The sequence below is a fragment of the Roseateles sp. P5_E8 genome (assembly GCF_054177665.1).
Genome location: NZ_JBGCUM010000002.1, coordinates 35,491 through 58,669, shown reverse-complemented (window position 1 = coordinate 58,669; position 23,179 = coordinate 35,491). Strand labels below are relative to the sequence as shown.

Here is a 23,179-nt window from a genome sequence, read left to right as displayed (position 1 = left end):
GTTCGCAGCCTAGCGTGGCGAGGGTGTGAACACTTCACGAGCTTGAGGGGACCCCCCGCGAATGGGCGACTCAATCTGTTGCGGTGTCTTGACGCGCCGCCGCCTTGGCGGCCAATTCGGCGCGCATCCGTTTTAGTTTCTCGCGCGGGTCCTCCCGCGTGCTGCCTTCGTGCAGCTTCATCTCGGCCAGGAATCGGCTGGGAATGCCCACAACGGTGTCGCGGCCTTTCTTGCGCCGGCGCAGCGTGGAGACGGCCAGAGTCGTGCGCGCGCGGGTGATGCCGACGTACATCAGCCGCCTTTCCTCCTGCAGCGCCTCCACCGTCAGCTCGGCTTCCTCGCGCTTGAAGGGCAGCAGGCCCTCGTTGACGCCGGCCAGCACGACATGCGGCCACTCCAGGCCCTTGGAGGCGTGCAGCGTCGTCAGCGTGACCTGGTCCTGCTCGTCGCCGCGCTCGGCCAGCGACAGGATGACGGAAATGGTCTGGGCCACGTCCAGCACGCTCTGCTTGGGCTCGGTGAAGCTGACGCCGCCTTCTTCGCTCTGCTGGCCGCCGCAGCGTTTGGCGACCCAGTCGACGAAGTCCAGCACATTGCCCCAGCGCGCCTGGGCAACCTTCTCGTTCTCCTCGTTGTCGAGCAGGTGGGCTTCGTAGGCGATGTCCTTGAGCCATTCCGTCAGCATCGCGTGGGCGGCGGTGTGGCCCTCGGTGTGCTTGGCCTTGTATTGCAGCTCGTTCACGGCGCGGCCGAACTCGTGCAGGCCGTCTAGCGCGCGCTTGGTCAGCGCGGTGGCCAGGCTCTCGGAGAAGAGGGCCTCGAACATGCTGCACTTCCACTGTGCCGAGAAGGTGCCCAGGGCGCCCAGCGTCTGGTGGCCGATGCCGCGCTTGGGCGTCGTCACCGCGCGCAGGAAGGCGGGGTCGTCGTCCTGGTTCACCAGCAGGCGCAGCCAGGCGCACAAGTCCTTGATCTCGGCCTTGTCGAAGAAGCTCTGGCCGCCCGACACCTTGTAGGGGATCTGCGCGCGGCGCAGCGCCTGCTCGAAGATGCGCGCCTGGTGATTGGCGCGGTAAAGGATGGCGAAGTCGCGGAACTGCGGCCCCATGCCGTCGCCACGCAGCTGCTGGATGCGCGCGACGGCCCGTTCGGCTTCGTGCTCCTCGCCGTCGGCCTCCAGCAGCACCACCGGCTCGCCGTCGCCGAACTCGCTCCACAGCTTCTTCTCGAAGATCTTGGGGTTGCCGGCGATGACGTTGTTGGCCGCGCGCAGGATGGAACCCGTCGACCGGTAGTTCTGCTCCAGCGGGATGACCTTGAGGTTGGGGTAGTCGACCGGCAGGCGCTTCAGGTTCTCGATGGTGGCGCCGCGCCAGCCGTAGATGGACTGGTCGTCGTCGCCCACGGCCGTGAACATGCCGCGCTCGCCCACCAGCGCCTTCAGCAGTTCGTACTGCACGGCGTTGGTGTCCTGGTACTCGTCCACCAGCACGTAGCGCAGCTTGTCCTGCCACTTTGCGCGCGCCTCGGCGTGGGTCGTCAGCAGCTTCAAGGGCAGGGTGATGAGGTCGTCGAAGTCCACGGCCTGATAGGCGGCCAGGCGCTCCTGGTAGCGCACCATGACGGCGGCGGTCGCGCGCTCGTCATCGTCCTTGGCCACCTGGGCGGCCTGGGCGGCGTCCAGCCCCTGGTTCTTCCAGAGGGAAATTGTCCACTGCCAGCGCCGCGCCTGGTTCATGTCGGTCGTGCCGCCGGCATCCTTCAGCACGTTGAGCACGTCGTCGCTGTCGAGGATGGAGAACTGCTCCTTCAGGCCGACGCGCGTGCCTTCCTCGCGCAGCAGGCGCACGCCCAGGGAGTGGAAAGTCGAGATCGCCAGGTCCTTGGCCGCCTTGTTGCCCACCAGCGCCTTGGCGCGCTCGCGCATTTCCTGCGCGGCCTTGTTGGTGAACGTGATGGCGGCGATCTGGCTGGCCCGGTAGCCCGACACCAGCAACTGCGCGATTTTGGTCGTGATGACCCGCGTCTTGCCCGAGCCCGCGCCGGCAATGACGAGGCAGGGCCCGCTCAGGTGATAGACGGCTTCGAGCTGGGCCGGGTTGAGTCCAGCAGATGGTTGGGCGGACGACATGGGGGGCGGATCATGCCACCCGGGCCACGCCCTCTCCAGGCAAAGCCCTCAGCCCCAGCCCCAGCAACAGCAGCGTGAAGAAGATGAAGCCGATGCGCGGCGCGTCCAGCAGGCTGTCGAAGGCGCCGACGGCGCCGAAGCCGATCAGCGCGGCGACGATGGCCGGCGCCAGCGGGTGGTCGCGGCCGCGGCCAAAGCTCAGGCGCACCAGCGCCAGCACATAGGCCGAGCCCGCGAGCACCAGGCCCAGCAGGCCTTGCTCGAACAGCACATGCAGGGCTGCGTTCTTGATGTGCCAGGGCAGGTGGTAGCGGTCGCTGGAGGAGAACCAGTGCGCCATCTCGCGGTTGAAGTCGCCGTTGATGAGGAGCTGGCGGCCTTGCGAGTCCTGCATGGCGATGCGGGCGATGTCGACGCGCGCGCCCTGCGTGTTCAGCGCCATCGAGAAGGTCACGAAGCGCGGCGCCCACCAGTCGCCCCCCAGCGCCGGCACGCTGCCGAGCTTGATCTGGCTGGTTTGCCAGGCGAAGGTGCCTTCTGGCGCGCCCTCGGCCAGCACCGGCTTGAGCGCAGGCTCGACGCTGGTGCAGTTGTCCGGGTAGATGAGGTTTTTCTCGCAGATCTGCATCACGAGATTGGCTGCGCCGACGGTGCGGCTGACCAGCGTGACCGTGACCGGCCCGGGCGCCGGCGTGACGATGCGCTGGCTGAGGCGGAACTGCTCGCCGCGCCCCAGCATGTGCTTGCCGCCGGTCAGCGCGAGGAAGGCCTCGGCCTCGTCGGTGCGCAGCCGGTAGTCGCCGATCTGGGATTCGGGCGGCCCTTCATAGAGATTGCTGCTGACGAAGCGGCCGCTGCCCTTGCCCAGCAGCCATTGCCGGCCACCATGCAGCAGGCGTACGCCGTCGCGCCAGTGGCTCAGGCGGGTCTGGCCGTCTTCCTTCCAGGTGGCGACGCGGTCGCGCAGATAGGCGCCGCCGCCCAGGGCCGCGACGATGGACATGACCAGCAGCAGCCCGGCCACCAGCAGTGCGCGCTTGCGCCAGCCGGCAGCACCCGTGTTGCCCGCGCCCTGCAGTGGCCACAGGCGCGGCTCCAGCAGCATGGCAGCCCAGACGCCGCCCAGGGCCAGGCCGGCGGCCAGGGCCGTCCAGCGCCCGTCGGTGCCGCCCCAGTAGTCGGCCACGATGACCATCGTGGACAGCAGCCAGAACCAGCAGGTCGTCACCAGCAGCACATAGAGCGGCCGCGTCTGGCCGGGCACGTCGCGCCAGCGCAGGGCCGCGCAGCACAGCAGCGCGACGACGTTGAGCACATAGGCCGCCTTGGGCACCGCCATGGACAGCGCCCAGCTCGCGCCGCCCAGCAGCAGCGCCAGCAGCCCGCCCATGATGACGGCGGTCAGCCGCTGGCCCAGGCTCGGCCGCCACAGGCTGGCCGGCATGGTCAGCAGGATGAGCATGACGAAGAACAGCGCCAGCAGCCCGCGGTAGCCGCCGCCGCCGAAGACCAGCGCCGCCGCCAGCGCGAAGGCGCCCGCCATGGCCAGCGCACCCAGCTTGGCCAGGCGCGGCAAGGGTTCGTCCACGGGGCCCAAGGTGCTGTCGATGTGGCTGCTCTCCGGGCCCGACGAGGCCGCACGGCGGCRCTGGGCGTCGGCCAGCAGCACCATCGGGACGAGCGCCAGCGGCAGCGCCAGGTAGACGCCGCGCGAGAAGGTGGTGAGGCAGGCATAGGCCGCCAGCAGCGCGATGACCAGGCCGACGCCGAACTGCCACGGCGAGCGCGTGCGCAGCAGGGCCAGCAGCGCGAACGGCAGGSTCAGCACGAGGAAACCGTCCAGCGTGGCGCCGCCGACATGCATTTCCCAGAACAGCGCGGTGGTGCGGTAGTCGGTGGAGAAGTCCAGCAGGCCGGTGTAGGCCAGCCGCTCCCACAGCGCTGCGGCGCTGCCGGCGGCCAGAGCGACGACCAGGCCCAGCAGCAGGCCGCGCGAGAAGCCACGCGGGCGCGCGGCGGCGGCGGCCGTCCACAGCGGCAGCAGGGCCAGCACCAGGAACAAGGCCTTGGCGTTGCGCACCGAGTTCATGGCCTCGTGGTAGCCGTGGAACCAGCCGAAGCTGAAGCCGCCCGCATCGGCAAAGCCGCGTTTCACGCTCCACAGCGTCGACAACGCCAGCACCAGGATCAGCACCCGCACGGCGGGCGAGTAGACGAGGGCGTGGCGCCAGGCCGGCGCGCGGTCGCGGGCGTTCAGCTGTAGCGCATAAGCGAGATAACCCCCGCAACCGCAGGCCGTGACGAGGAGGTCCATCTCCTCGAAGGTGATCCAGCCGCTCCAGGGCGCCAGGCCGATCAGCGGCAGCGGCGCGAACAGCAGCACCGGCGTCTTGACCCAGAACACCGCCGCCAGCAGCACCGCAGCGCCCCAGACGGCACAAGCCAGCGGGCCGGACAGCGGGTGGTGCCAGGCCAGTTCGGCGCCGAGAAAGCCCAGGGCCAGGCCAGCCACCAGGGCCAGCCATTGCGTCTTGGTGGCCGGCAGCCTGAGCTGCATCTCACCCAGCCCCATCAGGCCGGCCGCAGGCACGGCGCCGACGGCAGCCATCAGCGCTTGCGACGCAAACAGGCCAGCAGGCCGACGCCCGCCAGCAGCAGGGCCGCGCTGGCCGGTTCGGGCACGGCGGTGACCTGGATGTTGTCGAAGCCGACCACCTCGCCCGGCCCGGCATGGAATTCACCGTTGATGGTCAGGCTGGTCACGTTGGCGAGCACGCTGGCCAGCGAGGGGCTCCAGCCGGCGGCGGGTGCCAGCGTCACGCTGTAGTGCTGCCATTGGCCATCGGTCGATGGCAGGCCGGCAGGCACTATGTCGAGCTGCACGCTGCCTCCCGGGCCGCTGATGGTGATCTCGCCGAAGCCCGCCCAGTCGCTGGAGATGCCGTTGACGTTCTTCGCGTCGAAGGACAGCGTGCCGCCCAGGTAGGCCGACCAGTTGCCCAGCCAGGCCGAGGGCGCGCTGATCAGGATGTCGGTGTTGCCGTCGATGTCCGACACCTGCAGCCAGCCGCCGCCGTTGCCACCGCTGGCCACCCAGGTCTGGGTGCCGCCCAGCGGCGCCACGGGCGTCGTCCAGCCTTCGTCGCCCGCATCGAAGCCGGCGGCCGTCGCGGCCAGGGGAATGGCGATCAGCGACGAGATCAGGGACGCAATCAGCAGCGCACGACGGGCCATGGGAACCTCCACAGGTGGGGCGCGCATTGTTGCGCAGCGCCGCTGCCGGCGCATCCCGAGAACCCCGCGCTAGACGCCCCTACTGCGCCGGCCGCAGCCAGCGCTTCCACCAGGCCGGTGGCTTGCTGCGATCCCCGTCGGCCGGGGCGGAGGCGCTGCGCTGCGGGCCCAGGCCCAGCCATTCGCGCAGTTCGTCAGCCACTTGCTCGGCGCCGCGCGTGCGCAGCTCGGGCGACTCGGCCATCGCCGAGCGCAGCAGCGCGTCGAGCTTGATCTGCTGTTCCTCGCGCATGTTGGGCCACTGGTCGGCCACGCTGCCGCGCAGCGGGGCCGGCCCCCTGGCGGTGTCTTCCCAGCCGCAGATCAGCACGCGGGCCAGTGCGCCCAGGCCGTAGACCTCGCTGGCCAGGCTGGGCGGCTCGCCGCTGCGGCGCTCGGGCGCGATGAAGGCCGGTGAGGCGCCCAGGCTAAGGCCGCGGTCGAAGGGGTCGGTGGGGTCGGGGATGCGGGCCAGGCCCAGGCCCATCAGGCGAACGTCGCCGTCGGTGCCGAGCCAGATCATGGCCGGGTCCAGCTCGGACAGCAGCCAGCCCTGCTGGTGAGCCGAGCGCAGCGCCTCGCAGAGCTGCACCAGCAGCTCGATGCGCTGGCGCAGGCTTAAAGCCTGCAGCTGGGGCAGCAGCGGTTCGCCGTGCTCGCCCTCCAGGATGAGATAAGGGTGGGCGTCGGGCGTCACGCCGCTGTCGCTGGGCACGGCGATGTGGGGGTGCTGCAGCCGGGCCAGGTCGCCGGCCTGGTCGGCATAGCGCAGCATGACGCCGGCGCCCAGGTCGCTGCGGTCCAGCACGAGGACGGCCGCCTTTTGCGTGGTGGCCATGGCGTGGTGGGCGCCGTACCACTGGCCCGCATGGGCCTGCTCGCCGTCGGGCAGCGGCTTCTCCAGCCGCCACACGCCCAGCGCCTGGCCTTCGTCCAGCGGGGCGGCGGCGGCTGGCGGTGGCAGGGAGAGGTTGGGCATGCGCATGGCGCCGCATATTAGGGGGGACCCGTAGGGGGCTGCCATCCCACGCTGTCACAAAGTGGTGCGTGACGCGCATTCGCTCACGGCGTAGATACTCCCCGCCCGATGCTCGCGGTACTCGCCACCACCTTCCCCTTCTTCGCCCTGGTGCTGTGCGGCTGGCTGGCCGCCGAGCGCGGGCCGCTGCCCGACAGCGCCATTCCCGGCCTGAACGGCTTCGTGCTGTTCTTTGCGTTGCCCTGCCTGCTGTTCCGCTTCGGGCGCGACACGCCGGTGCTGCAGCTGCTGAACCCGGCGTTGCTGGGTGTCTACCTGGCCTCGGCGTTGCTGATCGTCTTCTTCACGGTGGCCGTGACGCTGTCGCCGCGCGTGGGCATGAAGGACGCGGCCCTGGGCGCGCTGGTGGCCGCCTTCCCGAACACCGGCTTCATGGGCGTGCCACTCATCGTCGCGCTGCTGGGCAGCGCCTCGGGCGGCGTGGTCATCAGCACCATCCTGGCGGACCTGTTCGTGACCAGCTCGGTCTGCATCGCGTTGGCTCAGGCCGGCACCAACCTGCGCGCCGAGCGGGCCGCGCTCAAGCAGGCCTTGAAGGCGGCCCTGTCCAACCCGCTGCCCTGGGCCATCGCCATCGGCGCCACCGTGGGTGCGCTCGGCGTGCAACTGCCGGGTCCGCTGGACAAGACGGTTGCCATGCTGGCCGACGCCGCCTCGCCGGTGGCGCTGTTCACCATCGGCGCCGTGCTGAGCCGCTCGGGCCGCGCCAACCGGGCGGCCGGGCGGGTCACGCCGGTGTCTCTTTACCTGCCGGTCGCGGCGATCAAGCTGCTGCTTCATCCGGCGCTGGTGTTCGCGCTCGCCGCCGCCGCGCGCTGGCTTGGCGCGCCGCTGTCGCAGGGGCAGCTCATCGCGCTGACGCTGGCCGCCGCGCTGCCCAGTGCCAGCAATGTGTCGCTGCTGGCCGAGCGCTATGGTGCCGACAACGGCCGCATCGCCCGCATCATCCTGGCGTCGACCGCGATGGCCTTCCTGACGTTCAGCGGGCTGGCGGCTGTGTTGATCTCGGCAAGCTGATCATCACGCGTAGCCCGCCGCCGTCGCGGTTGCTCAGCGCCACGCGGCCGTCATGCGCCTCGGCGATCTCGCGGGCCAGTGCCAGGCCCAGGCCGGTGCCGCCCTGCGAGCCGGGCTCGGAGCGCTTGGTCGAGTAGAACGGCAGCAGCGCCTGGGCCAGCACCGCCTCGCTCATGCCGGGCCCACGGTCCAGCACCTCGATGCGCAGCTCGCCGCCCACCAACGTCAGCCGCAGCGCGATCTCGTCCGGGTCGCTGCCCGACTCGTGCGCGTTCTTGATCAGGTTCAGCAGCGCCTGCTCCACCTGCGCCGCGTCGAACCAGCCCGGCTCGGCGGGCACGTCGCCGTCGAGGTTGAACTCGCCCAGCGTGGCCAGCCGGTTCAGGAAGGGCGCCCACTCCACCGCCTCGCGCCGTGGCGTGGGCAGCTTGGCAAAGCTCGCGTAGCCGCTCAGGAAGCCATGCAGATGCGCCGCCCGCTCGCCGATGCTGGCCAGCACCTGCGGCAGCCGCTCGGTGTTGCCGCGCCGGGCCAGCTCGGCGCCGCTGTGGGCCAGCGACGAGATGGGCGCCAGCGAGTTGTTCAGCTCGTGGCTGAGCACGCGGATGACGCGCTTCCATGTCGCCACCTCGGCGCGCGAAAGTTCCCTCGTCATGCGCCGCAGCAGCCTGAGGCGATGCGGCTGGCCCTGCAGGCGGAAGGCGCGGGTGCTGTGGTGGAAAGTTTCTTCCACGCCATCGGCCAGGGTCACGGCAAAGAGCTGGTCTGCGTCGCTGGCCAGCGCGTCGCGCAAGGCTTCGGGCAGGGCCGCGATGACGGCGCCAAAGTCCAGGCCGACCAGGCTGCGGCCGTCGCTCAGCAGCTGGCGCGCGGCCAGGTTCGCAATGGCGATGCGGCCGCCCGGCCCGGTCAGCACCAGCGCCACGGGCGTGTTCTGCACCACGGTGTCCAGCAGCAGCTCGCGCTGGGCCAGATGCTGGCGCTGCTCGCGCAGGGCCAGGCCCATGTCGGCGTGCAGGCGGGTCAGCGCCCGCAGCTCGCGCGGGCCGTCGGGCGCCAGGTTCAAGCTGAAGTCGCCGTCGCGGTAGCTCAGCACGGCGCCCTCCAGCGCGCGCGTGAGTCGCAGCAGCGGCGCCAGCCAGACGGTCGCCAGCCAGGCGAGCAGTGGCAGCATCACCAGGATGGCGACGATGAGCGCCGTGCCAGATTCCAGCCCGGCGCGACGCACGCCGAGGATGACCAGCGGCGGCACGACGGCAGCCACCGCGAGTGCGAGCAGAGCGCGGGTTCTGAGCGACAGAGTCATTGACGCACCCTTCGGCCTGCGGCCTGTCCCGCCAAGCGGGAGCGAGCTTGCTTGGGGCGGCCCGGCGCAGCGCTCACGGCGCGATCCCGTAACGCTCCAGTCGCCGGTACAGCGCCTGGCGCGACAGGCCAAGCTGCGTCGCCGCGCGGCTGACGATGCCGCCCGCCGCGTCCAGCGCTGCGACGACGGCCTCGCGGCTGGGTTCGTCGAGGTTGCGGTAGGCGCCGCCGTTGCTGGCGGCCTCCTCCAGCCCGAGCAGCGCCGCGGTGATTTCACCGCCCTGGCACAGCAGCGCCGCGCGCTCGACGGCGTTCTTCAGCTCGCGCACATTGCCCGGCCAGCGGTGGGCCAGCAGCGCCTCGCGCGCCGCCTCACCCAGCCGCGCGCGGCCGGCCAGGAAGTGCTCGGCCAGTGGCAGCACGTCATCACGCCGCTCGGCCAGCGGCGGCAGCTTCAGCTCGATGAGGTTGAGGCGGTAGAACAAGTCCTCGCGGAAGGCGCCGGTCTTGACCATGGCGCGCAAGTCCGCGTTGGTCGCGCTCAGCACGCGCACGCGGGTCTGGCGCGTCTTGCTGCTACCCAGGCGCTCGAACTGGCCAGTCTCCAGCACGCGCAGAAGCTTGACCTGGCCGGCCAGCGGCAGGTTGCCGATCTCGTCCAGGAACAGCGTGCCGCCGTCCGCCGCCTCGAAGCGGCCCACGCGCGCCTTGGCCGCGCCGGTGTAGGCGCCGCTGTCGCTGCCGAACAGCTCGGCCTCGATCAGATCAGCCGGCAGCGCGCCGCAGTTCAGCGCGACGAAGGCGCCGTCCCTGGCCGAAGAGTTGGCGTGCACGAAGGCGGCGATGCGCTCCTTGCCCGCGCCATTGGGCCCGGTGATGAGCACGGGCACGGGTGCGGCGGCGATCTGGCCGGCCAGCTCCAGCAGGTTGGCCGTCGCGTCCGAGCCGAACACGACCCCGGCCAGGTCGTAGCGCCGCGCCAGCGCCGCACGCCGCTCTCGCCGCGCCTCACGCAACTGCGCAATCTCGCGGTTGGCCTCGCCCAGCTCCAGCAGGTTCTCCACCGTTGCGACGAGCTTGGCGTCGTCCCAGGGCTTGGCCAGGTAGTCCGCCGCGCCGGCCTTCACCAGCGCCACGGCTGCGTCCAGCCGCGTCCAGGCGGTGAGCAGGATGATGGGCAGGTCCGGTCGCTTGGCGCGGATGGCGCGGAAGAGGGCCTCGCCTTCCTCGCCCGAGGTCGTGTCGGCCGTGAAGTTCATGTCCTGGATGACCAGCCCGAACGGCCGCGTCTCCAGCAGCGCCAGGCCCGCCTCGGGGCTGGCCGCGACGCTGGCTTCGATGTCGTGCAGGGACAGCAATAACTCCAGTGCCTGGCCCACGCCGGGGTGGTCGTCAATGATCAAGACTCGTCGCATGCTTACTTGGGCTCCAGCCAGATTCGACCGGGAGTTTCGCGGCGGATGCGGAAGACCGACGCCGCGCGTGGCCGGAGGCGAGGATAGCGGGGTGGGCGTGGCGTCACTCAGGCGCAGCCTGGACGGGGCGTTGACCGATCGGTGCCCGTGTAGCGCATAACGGTAAGGCTTTGTTTGTCCCGGTTAACGGCGCAAGGATTGCTCACAGCTCGGTACGTTTATCCGTGAAGGACTGCCTAGAGTCGCGCCTCATTCCACCTCCACGAGACCACCGATGTCGAGACTTTCGCCCCTGATCGTCGCCAGCAGCGTCCTGTTGCTGAGCGCTTGCGCCACCAAGGAATTCGTCAAAGAGACCGTCGCTCCGGTGCAGACCAGCGTGGACGGCCTCGGCACCCGCGTGCAGGCACATGACGACGGCCTCAAGGCCCTGGATGGCCGGCTGCAGAGCAGCGAGTCGCGCATGATGACCCTGCTGCAGCAGGAGGCTGCGGCGCGAACCCAGGCCTTCAACAACCTGCCCAAGCCGCCCGGCCTGCTGATGAGCACCGTGCTGACCGATGACAAGATCAAGTTCACCTCGGGCCGCGCCCAGCTCACCCCGCAGGCCGGCCAGGAACTTGACCAACTCGTCGCCAAGCTCAAGGCCGACAACCAGCCGGTGTTTGTCGAAATCCAGGGCCACACCGACGCGACCGGCAGCGACACGGGCAACGAGCAACTGGGCCTCAAGCGGGCCGAAGCCGTGCGCGCGCACCTGGCCCGCGCCGGCCTGCCGCTGGCGCGCATGGCAACGATCAGCTACGGCGAATCAGCGCCCCTGGCCGACAACAACACCCGCGAAGGCCGCAGCACGAACCGGCGTGTTCAGCTGATCGTGATGCGCTGAGCTGGACGGGAGCCTCTCAGCTCTCACCAGCTGTCCTCAGCCACCCGGAGAGCAGGGTCGCGAATCGCGCAGCACGTTGTAGGGATTCACCGGCGTGCCGCGCCACCAATGCGGCTGCGGCTCGAGCTTGAAGATCGCCAGATGCAGGTGCGGTGCGCCGGACGGCGAATTGCCGGTCACGCCCACATAGCCGATCAACTGGCAACGGCGCAGCGCTTGGCCTTCCACCAGGCCCGGCGCGTAGCTGTCGAGGTGGGCGTAGTAGTAGGCGTAGCGCGACGCGGGGTCGAACTGGTAAACCGTGAGGCCGCCGCGCTGGCTGGTGAACAGCTTGGCCACGACGCCGTCTTCCACCGCCAGCACCGGCGTGCGCATCGGGGCCGGGATATCCAGCGCCTCATGGGCACCTTTCGTGCGGCCGTCGCCGAAGGTGTCCGTCAGCGTGGCTGCCAACACGCCGGGTAGCGGAATGGACAACTGGCGGGCCTGCAGGTCGGCGATGTCGGCAGGCGTGACGGCGACGTCCACCGGGCCCGACGAGGGTGTGGCCGCCGTTGCAGGGCGGGACGAAGGCGCCGCAGGTACCTCGGCACGCACCGCCGGCGCGGTCACCTGAGCTTGGCCTGGCGGCGGCGCCGGCGCGCGGTGGTCGCTGCAGGCGCTGGCGCAGGCCAGCAACAAGGCCATCGGCGCGTGGCGCGCGATGTGGCGGGGCGATGGGAGAGCCATGAGGCGCAGCCTGCGTACCGCTGCACTTACGGCCGAATGTCGACCTCGAAGCCCGGTTTCACGAGCTTGGCCAGGCGCTGCGCGTCCCAGTTCGTCATGTGGATGCAGCCGTTGGTTTCTTCGCGGCCCAACTGCGCGGGGTTGGGCGTGCCGTGGATGCCCCAGTGCGGTTTGCTCAGCCCCAGCCACGTGTTGCCGACGGGGTTGTTGGGGCCGGGCGCGACCTCGGCCTTCTGCGCGTTCTTGGGTGCGTGCTTCAGCAGCGCCGGGTTGTATGTGAAGGTCGGGTTCGGCACCTCGCTGACGATCTTCAGCACGCCCAGCGGCAACGGGTCTTGCGGCCCGCCAATGCTGATCGGGAACGCCCCCAGCACCTTGCGATCCGCGCCCAGTACCCACAAGGTCTTGGCCCGCTTCTCGACCTCGATCCTGCGCGCCGCGCCTTCTGCCGGCGGACGCGCGGTGACGTCGGGCACGATCAACTTGTCGCCTGCCTTGAAGTCCTTGGCCCGGTGACGATTGAGGGAGGCGAGCATGGACTCGCTGAGATGGAAACGCTCCGCCAGTGCCTCGCCGATGGTTTCGTAGTCGAGCGACTTCAGCGTGGCGCGGTCGGCCATGTCGGCGGGTGTGCGTGTGTAGGGGCCGGCCACGTCCTTGTCGGTGATGGTGTAGGTCGTGAACGCATCGCCCGTATCGCCCTGCTCCAGCGCCTTCGCGGTGGCCACGTCGAGGCGGCCGGTGGCTTTCAGGCCGCTGGCTCGTTGGAACGCGGTCAGCGCGCGTTGCAGGTTGCGACCCTGGTGGCCATCAATCTCCCCCGGCGAGAACCACGCCCGATCCAGAAGCACCTGGGCGCGGGCGATGGCGTGGGCGCCCACCGCGTGACCGTGGCCGGGCAGCAGCGACGCGGCGTTGAGCGCCTCCAGCGTCGTAGGCGAGGCCGTGCGGTCGGCGTGAGTGGCGGCGACACCGGGCAGGGCGATGCAGGCGCCGCACAGCAGCGCGGCGGCGGCTTTCAGCGCTGAGGGCGACAAGACTGGCATGGCGAACTCACGAGGCGGATTGATCTGCCGCACCGTACCCGAGGTCACAGTGCGTCACGTGTAGGCCGATGCCTGGAACCACGCCAGCAGCCACGCCGGCCTGACCGTTGCCTGCATCGCGCCAGACGCAGTGCTAGGCTGCCTCGCCATGAGCGAACAGAAGATCGAGCTTTACGACGGCCCCGCCGGTGGCTGGGGTGCCTTGAAGAGCGTCGCCAAGCATCTCAATGAGCAGGGCGCGCCTGTGAAAGGTGCCAAGACCCTCCTGCACGCCAACCAGACCGACGGCTTCGACTGCCCCGGCTGCGCCTGGCCGGACCGCGACCACCGTTCCACCTTCGAGTTCTGCGAGAACGGCGCCAAGGCCGTGGCCGCCGAGGCCACTGCGCGGCGGGCGACGCCGGAGGTCATCGGTGCCAAGACATTGACAGAGTGGGCCGAGGCGTCCGACTACGAGCTGGAAGCCACCGGCCGCCTCACCGAGCCCATGGTCTATGACGCCCAGACCGATCGTTATCAGCGCACCACCTGGGACGCCGCCTTTGCGCTGATCGCCAGCGAACTGCAGGCGCTGCCGGACCCCAACGAAGCCATCTTCTACACCTCGGGCCGCACCAGCAACGAGGCCGCCTTCCTCTACCAGCTGTTCGTGCGCGAGTACGGCACCAACAACTTTCCCGACTGCTCCAACATGTGCCACGAGCCCAGCGGCTCGGGGCTGAAGCCGACCATCGGTGTCGGCAAGGGCACGGTCACGTTGCAGGATTTCGAGCAGGCCGACTGCATCCTCGTCTTCGGCCAGAACCCCGGCACCAACCACCCGCGCATGCTGGGCGAGCTGCGCGCGGCGCGTAAACGCGGCGCGCGCATCGTCAGCTTCAACCCCCTGCGCGAGCGCGGCCTGGAGCGCTTTGCCGACCCGCAGAATGCGCTGGAGATGGCGACGCTGGGCGACTCTCCCATCAGCAGCCACTACTTCCAGCTCAAGGTCGGTGGCGACTTCGCGCTGCTCAAGGGCATGTGCAAGCGCGTCGTGGAGCTGCGTGTGCTGGACGAGGCCTTCATCGCCGAGCACACGACCGGCTTCGAGGCCTTCATCGCCGAGCTGCGCGAGCAGCCCTGGGAGCCGCTCGTCCAAGCCTCGGGCCTGACGCGCGCGCAGATCGAGCAGGCCGCCGACATCTACGCGACCAGCGAGCGCGTCATCGTTTGCTGGGGCATGGGCATCACGCAGCACCGGCATTCGGTGGCGACCATCCAGATGATCGTCAACCTGCTGCTGCTGCGCGGCAACCTCGGCCGGTCGGGAGCCGGCGCATGCCCCGTGCGCGGCCACAGCAATGTGCAGGGCGACCGCACGATGGGCATCTACGAGAAGCCGGCCGCCGCCTTCCTGGACAAGCTTGGCGAGGTCTTCGGCTTCGAGCCCCCGCGCGAGCCGGGCTTCGACACGGTGGGCGCCATCGAGGCCATGCTGGACGGCCGCGGCAAGGTCTTCATCGCCATGGGCGGCAACTTCGCTGCGGCAACACCTGACACCGCCGCCACCTGGCGCGCGCTGCGCCAGTGCGAGCTGACCGTGCACATCACCACCAAGTTCAACCGCAGCCACGTCGTGCACGGCCGCCAGGCGCTGGTGCTGCCGGTGCTGGGCCGCACCGAGATCGACGTGCAGGCGACCGGGCCACAGGGCGTGACGGTGGAGGACTCGATGAGCATGGTGCATCTGTCGGCCGGCATGAACGCGCCGGCGTCGGAGTACCTGCTGTCCGAGCCCATGCTCGTGGCACGCATGGCCGCTGCTACCTTGAAGAACAGCCGCACGCCGTGGCTGGCGCTGGCCGGCGACTACGCCGCCATCCGCGACAAGATCGAGGCCGTGCTGCCGGACTTCGCCGGTTTCAACGACAAGATCAAGGCGCCGGGTGGTTTCCGGCTGCGCAACACGGCCAGCGAGCGCGTCTGGGCCACCGCCAGCGGCAAGGCCCAGTTCAGCACCCACGCGTTGCCGACCGACCTGGCGGTGGAGCGCGCCGCCGAGCGCCACCGCGACGTGCGCGTCTTCACGCTGACGACGCTGCGCTCGCACGACCAGTACAACACCACCATCTACGGCTTCGACGACCGCTACCGCGGCGTCCACGGCCACCGCCGCGTCGTCTTCATCCATGCCGACGACTTGAAAGACGTCGGCATGAAGGCCGGTGACTGGGTCGACATCACCAGCCTCTACGTCGATGAGCAAAGCGGCGACGTGCAGCAGCGCCGCGCCGAACGTTTTTTGCTCGTCGCCTACGACATCCCGCGCGGCTGCCTGGCCAGCTACTACCCCGAGACCAACCTGCTCGTGCCGTTGCAGAGCTTCTCCATCGGCGCACGCACGCCGACGTCCAAGTCCATCCAGGTCGTCCTGCGTGCGCACGCCGGCTGACCTGCTGAGCGAACTGGGCGACGGCGCCGAGGCCGTGCCGCTGACGCGCCTGGCCAAGCGCCTGGACGCGCGCGTCAGCGAACTGCTGCGCGAGTTCACGCCCCTCGGAGACGCCCGCATCGGCGGCGTGGCGGGGCCGGGCTGGGTCAGCCTGCACTGCGACGATGGCGGCCGCTGGACGGTGCGGCTGACCGAGGCGGGCCGCGCACAACGATCGTCCTAAAGTCAACGCATGCCGACACGCCTTGCCATCGTCTACCCCGGCGACGCCGCCGCCCGCCGCACCGCCACGCCGCAGAACAACCGCTTCGCCGCACTGTTCGCAGCCTTCGCGGAAGCGGGCGTCCAGGCCGAGCCGGTGGTCTACGCCGATGCCTGGGCCGGCGAGGTGCGCGAACAGTTGCTGGCCATGGACGGCGCCCTCGTCTGGGTCAACCCCATCGAGGCCGGCCGCTCGCGCGACGTGCTGGACGCGACGCTGCGTGCCGCGGCGGGCGCGGGCGTCTTCGTCAGCACGCATCCCGACACCATCCTCAAGCTCGGCACCAAGGACGTCCTCGTCGAGACCCGCCACCTCGGCTGGGGCAGCGACTGCTGGCACGTCGACAGCCTCGCCCAGCTGCATGCCGATCTGCCCGCGCGCCTGGCCGCTGGCGCGCGCGTGCTCAAGCAGTGGCGCGGCCACAGCGGCATCGGCGTCTGGCGCTTCGCGCTGGCGGGCGACGGCCGCGTCGAGCTGCGCCACGCGCAGCGCGGCAGCGCCGAGGAACTGCTGCCGCTGGACGCCGCCATCGCGCGCATGGCGCCCTACTTCGAGTCCAGTGGCCACATGGTCGACCAGGCCTGGCAGCCGCGCCTGCCCGAGGGCATGACGCGCTGCTACCTCGTGCAGGACCGCGTCGTCGGCTTCGGCGTGCAGGCCCTCGTCGCGCTTCACCCCGAGGCCGAGCCCGGGCCGCGCCTTTATCACCCGGCCGATCTGGCGGACGGCCAGGGCCTCAGGCGGCGCCTCGAAGACGATTGGCTGCCGGCGCTGCTGAGCCACTTCGGCCTTGCGCGCGACGCGCTGCCCATGCTGTGGGACTGCGACTTCCTGCGTGGCGCGGCCGATGGCGACTGGGTGCTGTGCGAGATCAACGTCAGCAGCGTCGCGCCCTTCCCGGACTCGGCCATCGCGCCCCTGGTGCAGGCCGTGCAGGCGCGCCTCGCATGAACGGCCCGGCCTGGCGCGGCGGCCTGCTGGCCCTGCTGGCGGCTCTGCTCTTTGGACTCAGCACGCCGCTCGTGCAGCGTGCCGGCGCGGGCTGCGGGCCGTGGACGACGGCCGGCCTGCTCTACGCCGGCGCGGCGCTGATGGGCGCGTTGTCACGCCGGCCCGCCGACCGCGAAGCCCGCGTCACACGCGCCGACCTGCCGCGCCTGCTGGCCATGGCCTTGTTCGGCGCGGCGCTGGGCCCTGCGGCGCTGGCCTGGGGCCTGCAACGCAGCAGCGCGACCGGCGCGTCGCTGCTGCTGACGCTCGAAGCGCTGTTAACCGCGCTGCTGGCCGCAGCCCTCTACCGCGAGCAGCTGGACCGCCGCGTGCGTGCCGCGCTGGCGCTGCTGCTGGCCGGTGGCGCCGTGCTCGTGCTGGACCAGGGCCGAGGCGGTGGTGGCCAGTTCGCCGGCCTGCTCGCCGTGGCGGCGGCGACGCTGGCCTGGGGCCTGGACAACACGTTGTCGCGCGCCGTGGCCGAGCGCGACCCGAGCCAGGTCGTTGCCATCAAGGCGGCATTGGGCGTCCTGCTCAGCACCCTCGCGGCGCTGCTGGCCGGCGAGGGCCTGCCCACGGAGGCGACGGCCCTGGCGCTGCTCGCCATCGGCGCCACCGGCTATGGCCTGAGCCTGCGTTTCTACCTGCTCGCCCAGCGCGCCTTTGGCGCCGCGCGCACGGGGTCGGTGTTCGCCTTTGCCCCCTTCATCGGCGCCATCGCTGCGCTGCTGCTCGGCGACCACTCGGCCGGCTGGCTCATGGCCTTGGGGGGTGCCTTGATGCTGGCCGGCGTCGCCCTGCACCTGGCCGAGTCGCACGGCCACGAACACGCGCACGACACGCTGGACCACGAGCACGCCCACTGCCACGACGACGGCCACCACAGCCATCACCATGACCCCATGCCGGCCGGTCCGCACAGCCACCGGCATCATCACGCGCCCACCCGGCACAGCCACCCGCATGTGCCCGACGTCCACCATCAGCACGAGCATTGACAACATGAAGCTCCTAGGCCGCCTCCCTTCCATCAACGTCCGCAAGGTCATGTGGACCGCCGCGCTGCTCGACCTCGACCTGGAACGCGAGGACTGGGGCCCGGGCTTTCGCTCGCCCAAGGAGCCGGAGTACCTGGCGCTCAACCCCAACGGCCTCATCCCCGTGCTGATCGACGGCGACTTCGTGCTGTGGGAGAGCAACACCATCTGCCGCTACCTCGCCACCCAGCGCTATGCGACGACGCTGCTGCCCACCGAGGCGCGGGCGCGTGCCCGGGTCGAGCAATGGATGGACTGGCAGGCCGGCGAGTTGAACAACTCGTGGCGCGTGGCCTTCATGGCCCTGGTGCGCGGCCAGCCGGCCACGCCCGAGGCGATCGACGCCGGCGTGGCGAACTGGAACCGCCACATGGGCATCCTGGATGCACAGCTCGCCAAGACCGGCGCCTATGTCGCCGGCGACGAGTTCACGCTGGCCGACGTGGTGCTGGGACTCTCGGCCCAGCGCTGGAAGAACGCGCCCATCGCGCGGGCCGAGCTGCCGGCGGTGGAGGCGTATCTGGAGCGGCTGAGCGTGCGGCCGGGGTTTGCGGAGTACGTGGGCAACGGCATGCCCTGAGCGGCGTCAGGGCGGCTTGCTTGCGCGGGCGCGGTCGATGATCGGCTGTGCGGCGCTCTGAGCGGCGGCCAGCTGTTGTGGCGTGGGCTCGGCGTTGAACGGGATGGTGCGTTGCGCGATCCACTGCCTGACCATGGCTGGCCCTCCGTTGCCGGCCATCTCGCTGAAGGCGACGAGGTAACCGAGCCTCTCGTCGTCACTCAGACCCCAGGCGGCGCCGCGCGTCAATACGCCAACCAGGCTCCGAAATTGACCGGCGTTCGCGTCGCGTCGCATCGCATCGGCCACTTCCCGGCGCAGCGCCGGTGCGACGTCATCGGGGCTGACCCATGCCGCAAAGACAGTCGCCGCGTCCGGCACCCTGCCTCGTATTGCCCGCAGGGCCAGCTCATGCAGCCAGGCGTGGTGTCCGGCTGTGACGGTCTGGCAGAGGCGCCCTTCGGTGTCGGCTTCCAGCATCAGCTGGATCAGCATGTCCTGCGGTACACGTTCGCCGCGCGCACGTTCGTAGCTTTGGCGTTTGTCCTCGTTCGAGGCGCATTGCCGCAGCCACTGCGCTGCCTCCCAGGCTGCGTCCGCGTCGTTGCCGGCTTGGGCGCGCTCGATGTGCGGTCCATAGCCTTCGGAGCCGATCCGGGGTTTGGCTGATGTCGGTGTACTGGTGGACGGGGCTGCTGGCCCTGACGCGGCGCTGGTGGCGCCGCTCCTGATCGGGCTGGCTGGCGCGCTGGCCGGCACGTTCAACGGCAACGCGGCCGCCGTCGGCTCGGAGGTCGATGCAGGCGGCCTTTCGACCGGCTCGCGCATCGCGTAGATCACGGCGGCAACACCGGCCAGCGCGGCAGCGAGGAGCAGAGACCAGCGGGTGGTGCTCATGAGCTTGCGAAGTTGAATCTCACGATGGCCACCGCCAGCGCAAACAGGTAGCCGTAGGCGAAGCGGTCGATGCGCAGCACCGTGTCGCCACGGCGTGCGCGCCAGCGGCCGATCAAGGCCATGGCGACGCCGGCGATGACCGGTGTGACGACGAGGTTCGCCAGCCGTGGCCAACCGTCGCGTGTCAAGTGGTTGGGGAAGGCCCACAGGCTCAGCGCGCCGAGCAGGGCCCCCAGCAGCGCATAACCCAGCACGGCCAGCCAGACATTGGGCTTGCGGCGAAACGGCTCGGCCAGCGAGTGCAGGCCCAGCTCCACAAGCACTTCGCCCACGATCTGGAAAAGCAGCTCGGCCAGCAGTTCGAACAGGATTTCCAAAGTGGGCCAGGTGGGCGTGACGCAATGGCGCGCAGCCTAGCTCAGCACGCGCGCTGCCTTCCTCGTGAGTTTTCACGCCCGTCGCTGCTGCTGCCTTCGGTAGTCGCTTGGCGTCAGCCCCGTCTTCTCCTTGAACACCTTGTAGAAGCTGTTGCGGTTGTTGAAGCCGGCGCGGTAGGCGATGTCGGCGACGGTGAGGTCGGCGCCGCCTTGCTCCAGCAGGCGCAGCGCGTCCTCGTGGCGGCAGTGGTTCAGGTAGTCGTAGAAGCTGCTGCCCAGGTGCAGGTTGAGCAGTTCGGAGAGCTGGTGGGGCGTGACGTCCATCAGCGCGGCCAGGCGGGGCAGGGAGATGTCGGGGTCGCGGTGCGGGGCCTCGGCCTGCACCAGGCGTGCCAGCCGGGCCGTCAGCTCGCGGGCGGCTTCGGGGCTGAGTTCCAGCGCGCGCGGTGCAGGCTTGGCAACCACAGGCTGGTCGGCGGGTTGCGGCTGTTCGGCCGTGGTGTCCAGCCGGGCGGGCGGATACAGGGCCAGCAGCGCGATGCCGTCCACATAGAGCGCCAGGCCCAACGCGAAGCCGGCCAGCAGTCCACTGGCGGGCAGGTGGCCGCTGGCGAACAAGGCGAACATGCTCAGGTCCCAGACGCAGGCGGCGACGAGGCCGGTGGCGACGAACAGCATCCAGTGCGCACGGCTGTTGCGGTGGCCGGCGGCGAGCTGGCGCAGCCGCGCCCGTTCGTGCCAGCAGGCGCGCAGTGCGTAGCCCGCGTAGCCCAGCGTCTGCAGGGCCAGCAGCAGCACGAGGGCGCGCGACTGCGCCCAGTCCGCGCCGCCCACGGCCGCCGCGCCCACCAGCAGCACGGGCAGCAGGTGCGCCGGGTGGCGCCAGGGGCCGGGCGGCCACAGCAGCGCCAGGCCTACCGCGCGCAGCAGCAGGGGGCCGTAGGCCCAGGTCAGCGAATGGGCCCAGATGCCCAGCGGCGCCCAGGCCTCGCCGCGCGCCAGCTCCACGTACAGGCGCAGCGGTGGCACGACGAGCAGGGCCACGAAGACGGCGAGCGTCCAGCGCAGCGCCGGCTCGCCGCGGCGCGACAGCAGCAGGCCCAGCAGCGTCCAGCCGCCCAGGCTGGCCGAGCACAGGCACACGGCCTTCAGGAGTTCGGTCATCGAGCTGGGATGGGAGGGCGCGCGGTGGTGAAGGTGTCGAAGGTACCGGAGAAGTAGATCAGCCCGTTGCCGAAGTTCTGGAACCAGGTGCCCGAGTTGGGCGTCGTGAAGGTGTAGACCATCGTGTATGGGTAGACGAAGAAGTCGCTGGTCTGCACCGTCTCCTCCACCGCCGTGTTGGCCGACAGGCGCTGGTAGGTGTAGGTGCCCCTGGAGTTGAGCGTGCCGGGCCCGAAACCCTGGAAGGTCAGCGTGCCGTCCGGGCTATAGGTCTGCAGCACGAGGCCGCCGGTGGGGTAGCGGTCGGCCGGCACGGTGGCCGACGTGGCGGCCTTGATGACCAGCGGCACATGCAGCCCGGCGTTGGTGGTGGGGGCCAGCTGCTGCTCAGCCGTGGGCGCGCTGGGCGCGGTGGTGAAGCTGCCGACTAGCGTGGCCTGGCCATCGTTGATGCGCCACACCCAGCGCCCACCCTGCGGCGTGTCGAAGTGGTAGCTGAAGCTGGACCCTGCCGGCTGGCCCGAGCTGTCGCGGGCGGTCTCCACCAGCGTGTGCGCGCCGTCACGGCGCCACTGCGAACTGCCCTGGCCGTCGCGGTGGTTGGGGCCGCCCGCGCCGTGGGAGATCCACTGCCCGCGCGGCAGCACGCGGCGGACGATGGCGCCCTGGCTGGGGTAGCTGCCGGCGGCGGGGCCTTCGGCCTTCTCGATCTGCAGCGTCAGGTCCAGGCCGACGAGGTCGTGCGGGGCCGGGTGCAGCGGTTCGGCGCGGGCGAGGCCGCACAGGGCGATCAGCAGGCCCAGCGCGGCGCGGCGGGTGGAGGCGGGCAAGTGCAAGTGCATGGGCATGGCGTGTCGGGCTCCAGATGGCAGTGGGCCGACCCGGCAGACGCGAACCACTCGCGCCGCCCGATCGGCCCGGCCATGCTCGGCGCCCGGCGCCTGCCAACTGTCCTTCTCGGTCGAGACGGACAGTCTTGGTGCCAGATCAGCCCAGCCGCACCGGCACGAAGATCTGCTGACCGTCCCGCGCCACCAGCAGCGCCACCTGCTTCGGGCTGCTCTTCAGCGCATTGCGCACCTGCTCGATGTCCTGCACCGGCTTGCCGTTCAGCGCCAGCAGCACGTCGCCGGCCTGCACGCCGGCCAGCTGCGCCGGGCCGGTCACGCGCTCGATCAGCAGGCCATGGTCCAGCCCCGAGCCGCGCAGTTCCTGAGGCTGCAACTGGCGCAGCGCCAGGCCCAGCGAACCGCCCTGCGGCGTGGCGGCGGCTTCCTGCTCGTCCTTGTCGGCGCGGCCCAGCGCCACCGTCTCGCTGACGCGGCTCTTGTCGCGCCACAGCGCCAGCTTGAGCTTCTCGCCCGGCCGCGCCAGGCCCACGCGGCTGGACACATCGCCCGCCACGCGCACCGGCTCGCCGTCTATTGCCGTGATGACGTCCCCCGACTTCAGCCCCGCCTTGGCGGCCGCGCTGCCCGGCTGCACGCTGGACACCAGCGCGCCGTCCGGCGCCTCCAGCCCGAAGGATGCGGCCAGCGGCGCCGACAAGTCCTGCAGCGTCACGCCCAGCCGCGCATGCTCCACCTTGCCGTGGGCAACGATCTGGTCCTTGACCTTCAGCGCCACGTCCACGGGGATGGAAAACGCCAGGCCCTGGAAGCCGCCGCTCTGCGAATAGATCTGCGCGTTGACGCCGACGACGCGACCCGAGGCGTCGAACAACGGGCCGCCCGAGTTGCCGGGGTTCACGGCCGCGTCGGTCTGGATGAAGGGCACCACGCTCTCGCCCGGCAGCGAGCGGCCCTTGGCGCTGACGATGCCCTGCGTGGCCGTCTGCTCGAAGCCATAGGGCGCGCCGATGGCCAGCACGTAGTCGCCCACCTGCACTTGTTTGGCGTCGCCAAGCTGCACGGTGGGCAGGCCGGTGGCGTCCAGCTTTAGCACGGCGATGTCGGTGGCCGGGTCGCTGCCCAGCACCTTGGCCGCGAACTCGCGCCGGTCGCTGAGCTTGACGGTGACCTGCTTGGCGTCGCGCACGACGTGGGCATTGGTCAGCACGATGCCGTCGCTGCTGATGATGAAGCCCGAGCCCTGGCCGCGGAAGGGTTGGGCGCCTTGCTGAGGCATGCGCATGCCCGGCACGCCGCGGAAGAAGCGGAAGAAGGGGTCGTCATCACCACGCGCGGCGGGCGCGTCGTCAGAGTCTTCGGCGCCCACCTTGTGCAGGCCGGCCACGGTGATGCCGACGACGGCCGGGCCCTGCGTCTGCACGATGGCGCGGTAGTTGGGCACTTGGGCCGGCGGCAGCGCGATGGCCGGCACAGGCGTGGCGGTGGCGGCAAGCGCCACGACGGTGGGTGCTGCGCTGCCCGGCGTGGCGTCGCCCGTTGCGGGCGCAGCGACGGAGGCCGAAACGGGCGCCTTGTCCTTGAACAGCGCAGGCAAAGTCCAGCCCGAAGCCGTGGTGGTCAGCGTCACACCGGCAGCCAGCAGCGCAGCGGCCGTGGCAGTCAGCGTCATCTTGGCGGTCTGGGTCATCGAGAACTCTCCTCTAGGGGCGGGCTGCGGCGCAGCCGATGCCGTGGACTCTAGGGAGGGCGGGTGAGGGCTCGATGAGG

General features: G+C 70.5%; 20 protein-coding genes. 7 read left to right on the top strand and 13 right to left on the bottom strand.

Going from position 1 to position 23,179, the window contains the following annotated elements:
* Positions 1-70 precede the first annotated feature (70 nt).
* The 4 genes from ACXRVZ_RS01545 to ACXRVZ_RS01530 all read right to left on the bottom strand — a co-directional run bounded on the left by ACXRVZ_RS01545 (position 71) and on the right by ACXRVZ_RS01530 (position 6,383).
* Positions 71-2,131 carry an ATP-dependent helicase gene (locus tag ACXRVZ_RS01545; protein WP_457418877.1) on the bottom strand — a complete coding sequence of 687 codons (2,061 nt, stop codon included), beginning with the start codon at positions 2,129-2,131 and terminating at the stop codon, positions 71-73.
* A gap of 10 nt (positions 2,132-2,141) precedes the next feature.
* Complete coding sequence (locus ACXRVZ_RS01540) at positions 2,142-4,739, bottom strand: hypothetical protein (RefSeq protein ID WP_458232154.1); 2,598 nt, start codon at positions 4,737-4,739, stop codon at positions 2,142-2,144.
* Positions 4,739-5,365, bottom strand: a complete 627-nt coding sequence (locus ACXRVZ_RS01535; RefSeq protein ID WP_457418873.1) for a PEP-CTERM sorting domain-containing protein — start codon at positions 5,363-5,365, stop codon at positions 4,739-4,741. Before ACXRVZ_RS01535 ends, ACXRVZ_RS01540 begins: the two co-directional genes overlap by 1 nt.
* Before the next feature lie 79 nt (positions 5,366-5,444).
* Positions 5,445-6,383 (bottom strand): hypothetical protein, encoded by a 939-nt coding sequence (locus ACXRVZ_RS01530; protein WP_457418871.1) that lies wholly within the window; start codon positions 6,381-6,383, stop codon positions 5,445-5,447.
* 108 nt (positions 6,384-6,491) lie between these two features.
* On the opposite strand from ACXRVZ_RS01530, the gene ACXRVZ_RS01525 reads away from it, so the two are divergent.
* Entirely contained in the window at positions 6,492-7,460 is a 969-nt protein-coding gene (locus ACXRVZ_RS01525; RefSeq protein WP_457418869.1) for an AEC family transporter, read from the top strand.
* On the opposite strand, the gene ACXRVZ_RS01520 is transcribed toward ACXRVZ_RS01525, so the two are convergent.
* Positions 7,423-8,766 (bottom strand): sensor histidine kinase, encoded by a 1,344-nt coding sequence (locus tag ACXRVZ_RS01520; protein ID WP_457418867.1) that lies wholly within the window; start codon positions 8,764-8,766, stop codon positions 7,423-7,425. The two genes, ACXRVZ_RS01525 and ACXRVZ_RS01520, sit on opposite strands and share 38 nt — an antisense overlap.
* Before the next feature lie 73 nt (positions 8,767-8,839).
* Complete coding sequence (locus ACXRVZ_RS01515; protein WP_457418865.1) at positions 8,840-10,180, bottom strand: sigma-54-dependent transcriptional regulator; 1,341 nt, start codon at positions 10,178-10,180, stop codon at positions 8,840-8,842.
* A gap of 274 nt (positions 10,181-10,454) precedes the next feature.
* On the opposite strand from ACXRVZ_RS01515, the gene ACXRVZ_RS01510 reads away from it, so the two are divergent.
* On the top strand, positions 10,455-11,069 hold the full coding sequence (locus tag ACXRVZ_RS01510; RefSeq protein ID WP_457418863.1) for an OmpA family protein: 615 nt from the start codon (positions 10,455-10,457) through the stop codon (positions 11,067-11,069).
* Between the two features lie 36 nt (positions 11,070-11,105).
* Here ACXRVZ_RS01510 and ACXRVZ_RS01505 read toward each other — a convergent pair whose 3' ends face one another.
* Together ACXRVZ_RS01505 and ACXRVZ_RS01500 are read right to left on the bottom strand one after the other, a co-directional pair.
* Positions 11,106-11,798 carry a M23 family metallopeptidase gene (locus tag ACXRVZ_RS01505; protein ID WP_457418861.1) on the bottom strand — a complete coding sequence of 231 codons (693 nt, stop codon included), beginning with the start codon at positions 11,796-11,798 and terminating at the stop codon, positions 11,106-11,108.
* Between the two features lie 26 nt (positions 11,799-11,824).
* Complete coding sequence (locus ACXRVZ_RS01500; RefSeq protein ID WP_457418859.1) at positions 11,825-12,844, bottom strand: L,D-transpeptidase family protein; 1,020 nt, start codon at positions 12,842-12,844, stop codon at positions 11,825-11,827.
* Between the two features lie 148 nt (positions 12,845-12,992).
* Between ACXRVZ_RS01500 and ACXRVZ_RS01495 the strand changes: the two genes are divergently transcribed.
* Genes ACXRVZ_RS01495 through ACXRVZ_RS01475 form a run of 5 tightly spaced genes read left to right on the top strand, consistent with a single transcriptional unit; the run spans position 12,993 to position 18,144 of the window.
* Positions 12,993-15,275 carry an FdhF/YdeP family oxidoreductase gene (locus ACXRVZ_RS01495; protein ID WP_457418857.1) on the top strand — a complete coding sequence of 761 codons (2,283 nt, stop codon included), beginning with the start codon at positions 12,993-12,995 and terminating at the stop codon, positions 15,273-15,275.
* Complete coding sequence (locus ACXRVZ_RS01490; RefSeq protein ID WP_457418855.1) at positions 15,259-15,498, top strand: hypothetical protein; 240 nt, start codon at positions 15,259-15,261, stop codon at positions 15,496-15,498. The genes ACXRVZ_RS01495 and ACXRVZ_RS01490 overlap by 17 nt, the downstream gene beginning before the upstream one ends.
* 9 nt (positions 15,499-15,507) lie before the next feature.
* Positions 15,508-16,488 carry a Cj0069 family protein gene (locus ACXRVZ_RS01485; RefSeq protein ID WP_457418853.1) on the top strand — a complete coding sequence of 327 codons (981 nt, stop codon included), beginning with the start codon at positions 15,508-15,510 and terminating at the stop codon, positions 16,486-16,488.
* Positions 16,485-17,525: an EamA family transporter gene (locus ACXRVZ_RS01480; RefSeq protein ID WP_457418851.1), complete on the top strand. Its 1,041-nt coding sequence runs from the start codon at positions 16,485-16,487 to the stop codon at positions 17,523-17,525. Before ACXRVZ_RS01485 ends, ACXRVZ_RS01480 begins: the two co-directional genes overlap by 4 nt.
* A gap of 4 nt (positions 17,526-17,529) precedes the next feature.
* A complete protein-coding gene (locus ACXRVZ_RS01475) occupies positions 17,530-18,144 on the top strand; it encodes a glutathione S-transferase family protein (protein ID WP_457418849.1) in 615 nt (204 codons plus the stop codon).
* 6 nt (positions 18,145-18,150) lie between these two features.
* On the opposite strand, the gene ACXRVZ_RS01470 is transcribed toward ACXRVZ_RS01475, so the two are convergent.
* The 5 genes from ACXRVZ_RS01470 to ACXRVZ_RS01450 all read right to left on the bottom strand — a co-directional run bounded on the left by ACXRVZ_RS01470 (position 18,151) and on the right by ACXRVZ_RS01450 (position 23,099).
* Entirely contained in the window at positions 18,151-19,020 is an 870-nt protein-coding gene (locus ACXRVZ_RS01470) for a hypothetical protein (RefSeq protein ID WP_457418847.1), read from the bottom strand.
* Positions 19,017-19,397 carry a hypothetical protein gene (locus ACXRVZ_RS01465; RefSeq protein ID WP_457418845.1) on the bottom strand — a complete coding sequence of 127 codons (381 nt, stop codon included), beginning with the start codon at positions 19,395-19,397 and terminating at the stop codon, positions 19,017-19,019. The genes ACXRVZ_RS01470 and ACXRVZ_RS01465 overlap by 4 nt, the downstream gene beginning before the upstream one ends.
* 72 nt (positions 19,398-19,469) lie before the next feature.
* Entirely contained in the window at positions 19,470-20,561 is a 1,092-nt protein-coding gene (locus ACXRVZ_RS01460; protein WP_457418843.1) for a helix-turn-helix domain-containing protein, read from the bottom strand.
* Entirely contained in the window at positions 20,558-21,409 is an 852-nt protein-coding gene (locus ACXRVZ_RS01455) for a hypothetical protein (RefSeq protein ID WP_457418841.1), read from the bottom strand. Before ACXRVZ_RS01455 ends, ACXRVZ_RS01460 begins: the two co-directional genes overlap by 4 nt.
* A 139-nt stretch (positions 21,410-21,548) precedes the next feature.
* On the bottom strand, positions 21,549-23,099 hold the full coding sequence (locus tag ACXRVZ_RS01450; protein ID WP_457418839.1) for a Do family serine endopeptidase: 1,551 nt from the start codon (positions 23,097-23,099) through the stop codon (positions 21,549-21,551).
* Positions 23,100-23,179: the final 80 nt, after the last annotated feature.

Bases quoted from the DNA above. Each gene is read 5' to 3' on its own strand.
- ACXRVZ_RS01545 (WP_457418877.1), bottom strand. From the start codon at position 2,131: ATGTCGTCCGCCCAACCATCTGCTGGACTCAACCCGGCCCAGCTCGAA.
- ACXRVZ_RS01535 (WP_457418873.1), bottom strand. From the start codon at position 5,365: ATGGCCCGTCGTGCGCTGCTGATTGCGTCCCTGATCTCGTCGCTGATC.
- ACXRVZ_RS01530 (WP_457418871.1), bottom strand. From the start codon at position 6,383: ATGCCCAACCTCTCCCTGCCACCGCCAGCCGCCGCCGCCCCGCTGGAC.
- ACXRVZ_RS01525 (WP_457418869.1), top strand. From the start codon at position 6,492: ATGCTCGCGGTACTCGCCACCACCTTCCCCTTCTTCGCCCTGGTGCTG.
- ACXRVZ_RS01520 (WP_457418867.1), bottom strand. From the start codon at position 8,766: ATGACTCTGTCGCTCAGAACCCGCGCTCTGCTCGCACTCGCGGTGGCT.
- ACXRVZ_RS01515 (WP_457418865.1), bottom strand. From the start codon at position 10,180: ATGCGACGAGTCTTGATCATTGACGACCACCCCGGCGTGGGCCAGGCA.
- ACXRVZ_RS01510 (WP_457418863.1), top strand. From the start codon at position 10,455: ATGTCGAGACTTTCGCCCCTGATCGTCGCCAGCAGCGTCCTGTTGCTG.
- ACXRVZ_RS01505 (WP_457418861.1), bottom strand. From the start codon at position 11,798: ATGGCTCTCCCATCGCCCCGCCACATCGCGCGCCACGCGCCGATGGCC.
- ACXRVZ_RS01500 (WP_457418859.1), bottom strand. From the start codon at position 12,844: ATGCCAGTCTTGTCGCCCTCAGCGCTGAAAGCCGCCGCCGCGCTGCTG.
- ACXRVZ_RS01495 (WP_457418857.1), top strand. From the start codon at position 12,993: ATGAGCGAACAGAAGATCGAGCTTTACGACGGCCCCGCCGGTGGCTGG.
- ACXRVZ_RS01485 (WP_457418853.1), top strand. From the start codon at position 15,508: ATGCCGACACGCCTTGCCATCGTCTACCCCGGCGACGCCGCCGCCCGC.
- ACXRVZ_RS01480 (WP_457418851.1), top strand. From the start codon at position 16,485: ATGAACGGCCCGGCCTGGCGCGGCGGCCTGCTGGCCCTGCTGGCGGCT.
- ACXRVZ_RS01475 (WP_457418849.1), top strand. From the start codon at position 17,530: ATGAAGCTCCTAGGCCGCCTCCCTTCCATCAACGTCCGCAAGGTCATG.
- ACXRVZ_RS01470 (WP_457418847.1), bottom strand. From the start codon at position 19,020: ATGAGCACCACCCGCTGGTCTCTGCTCCTCGCTGCCGCGCTGGCCGGT.
- ACXRVZ_RS01460 (WP_457418843.1), bottom strand. From the start codon at position 20,561: ATGACCGAACTCCTGAAGGCCGTGTGCCTGTGCTCGGCCAGCCTGGGC.
- ACXRVZ_RS01455 (WP_457418841.1), bottom strand. From the start codon at position 21,409: ATGCCCATGCACTTGCACTTGCCCGCCTCCACCCGCCGCGCCGCGCTG.
- ACXRVZ_RS01450 (WP_457418839.1), bottom strand. From the start codon at position 23,099: ATGACCCAGACCGCCAAGATGACGCTGACTGCCACGGCCGCTGCGCTG.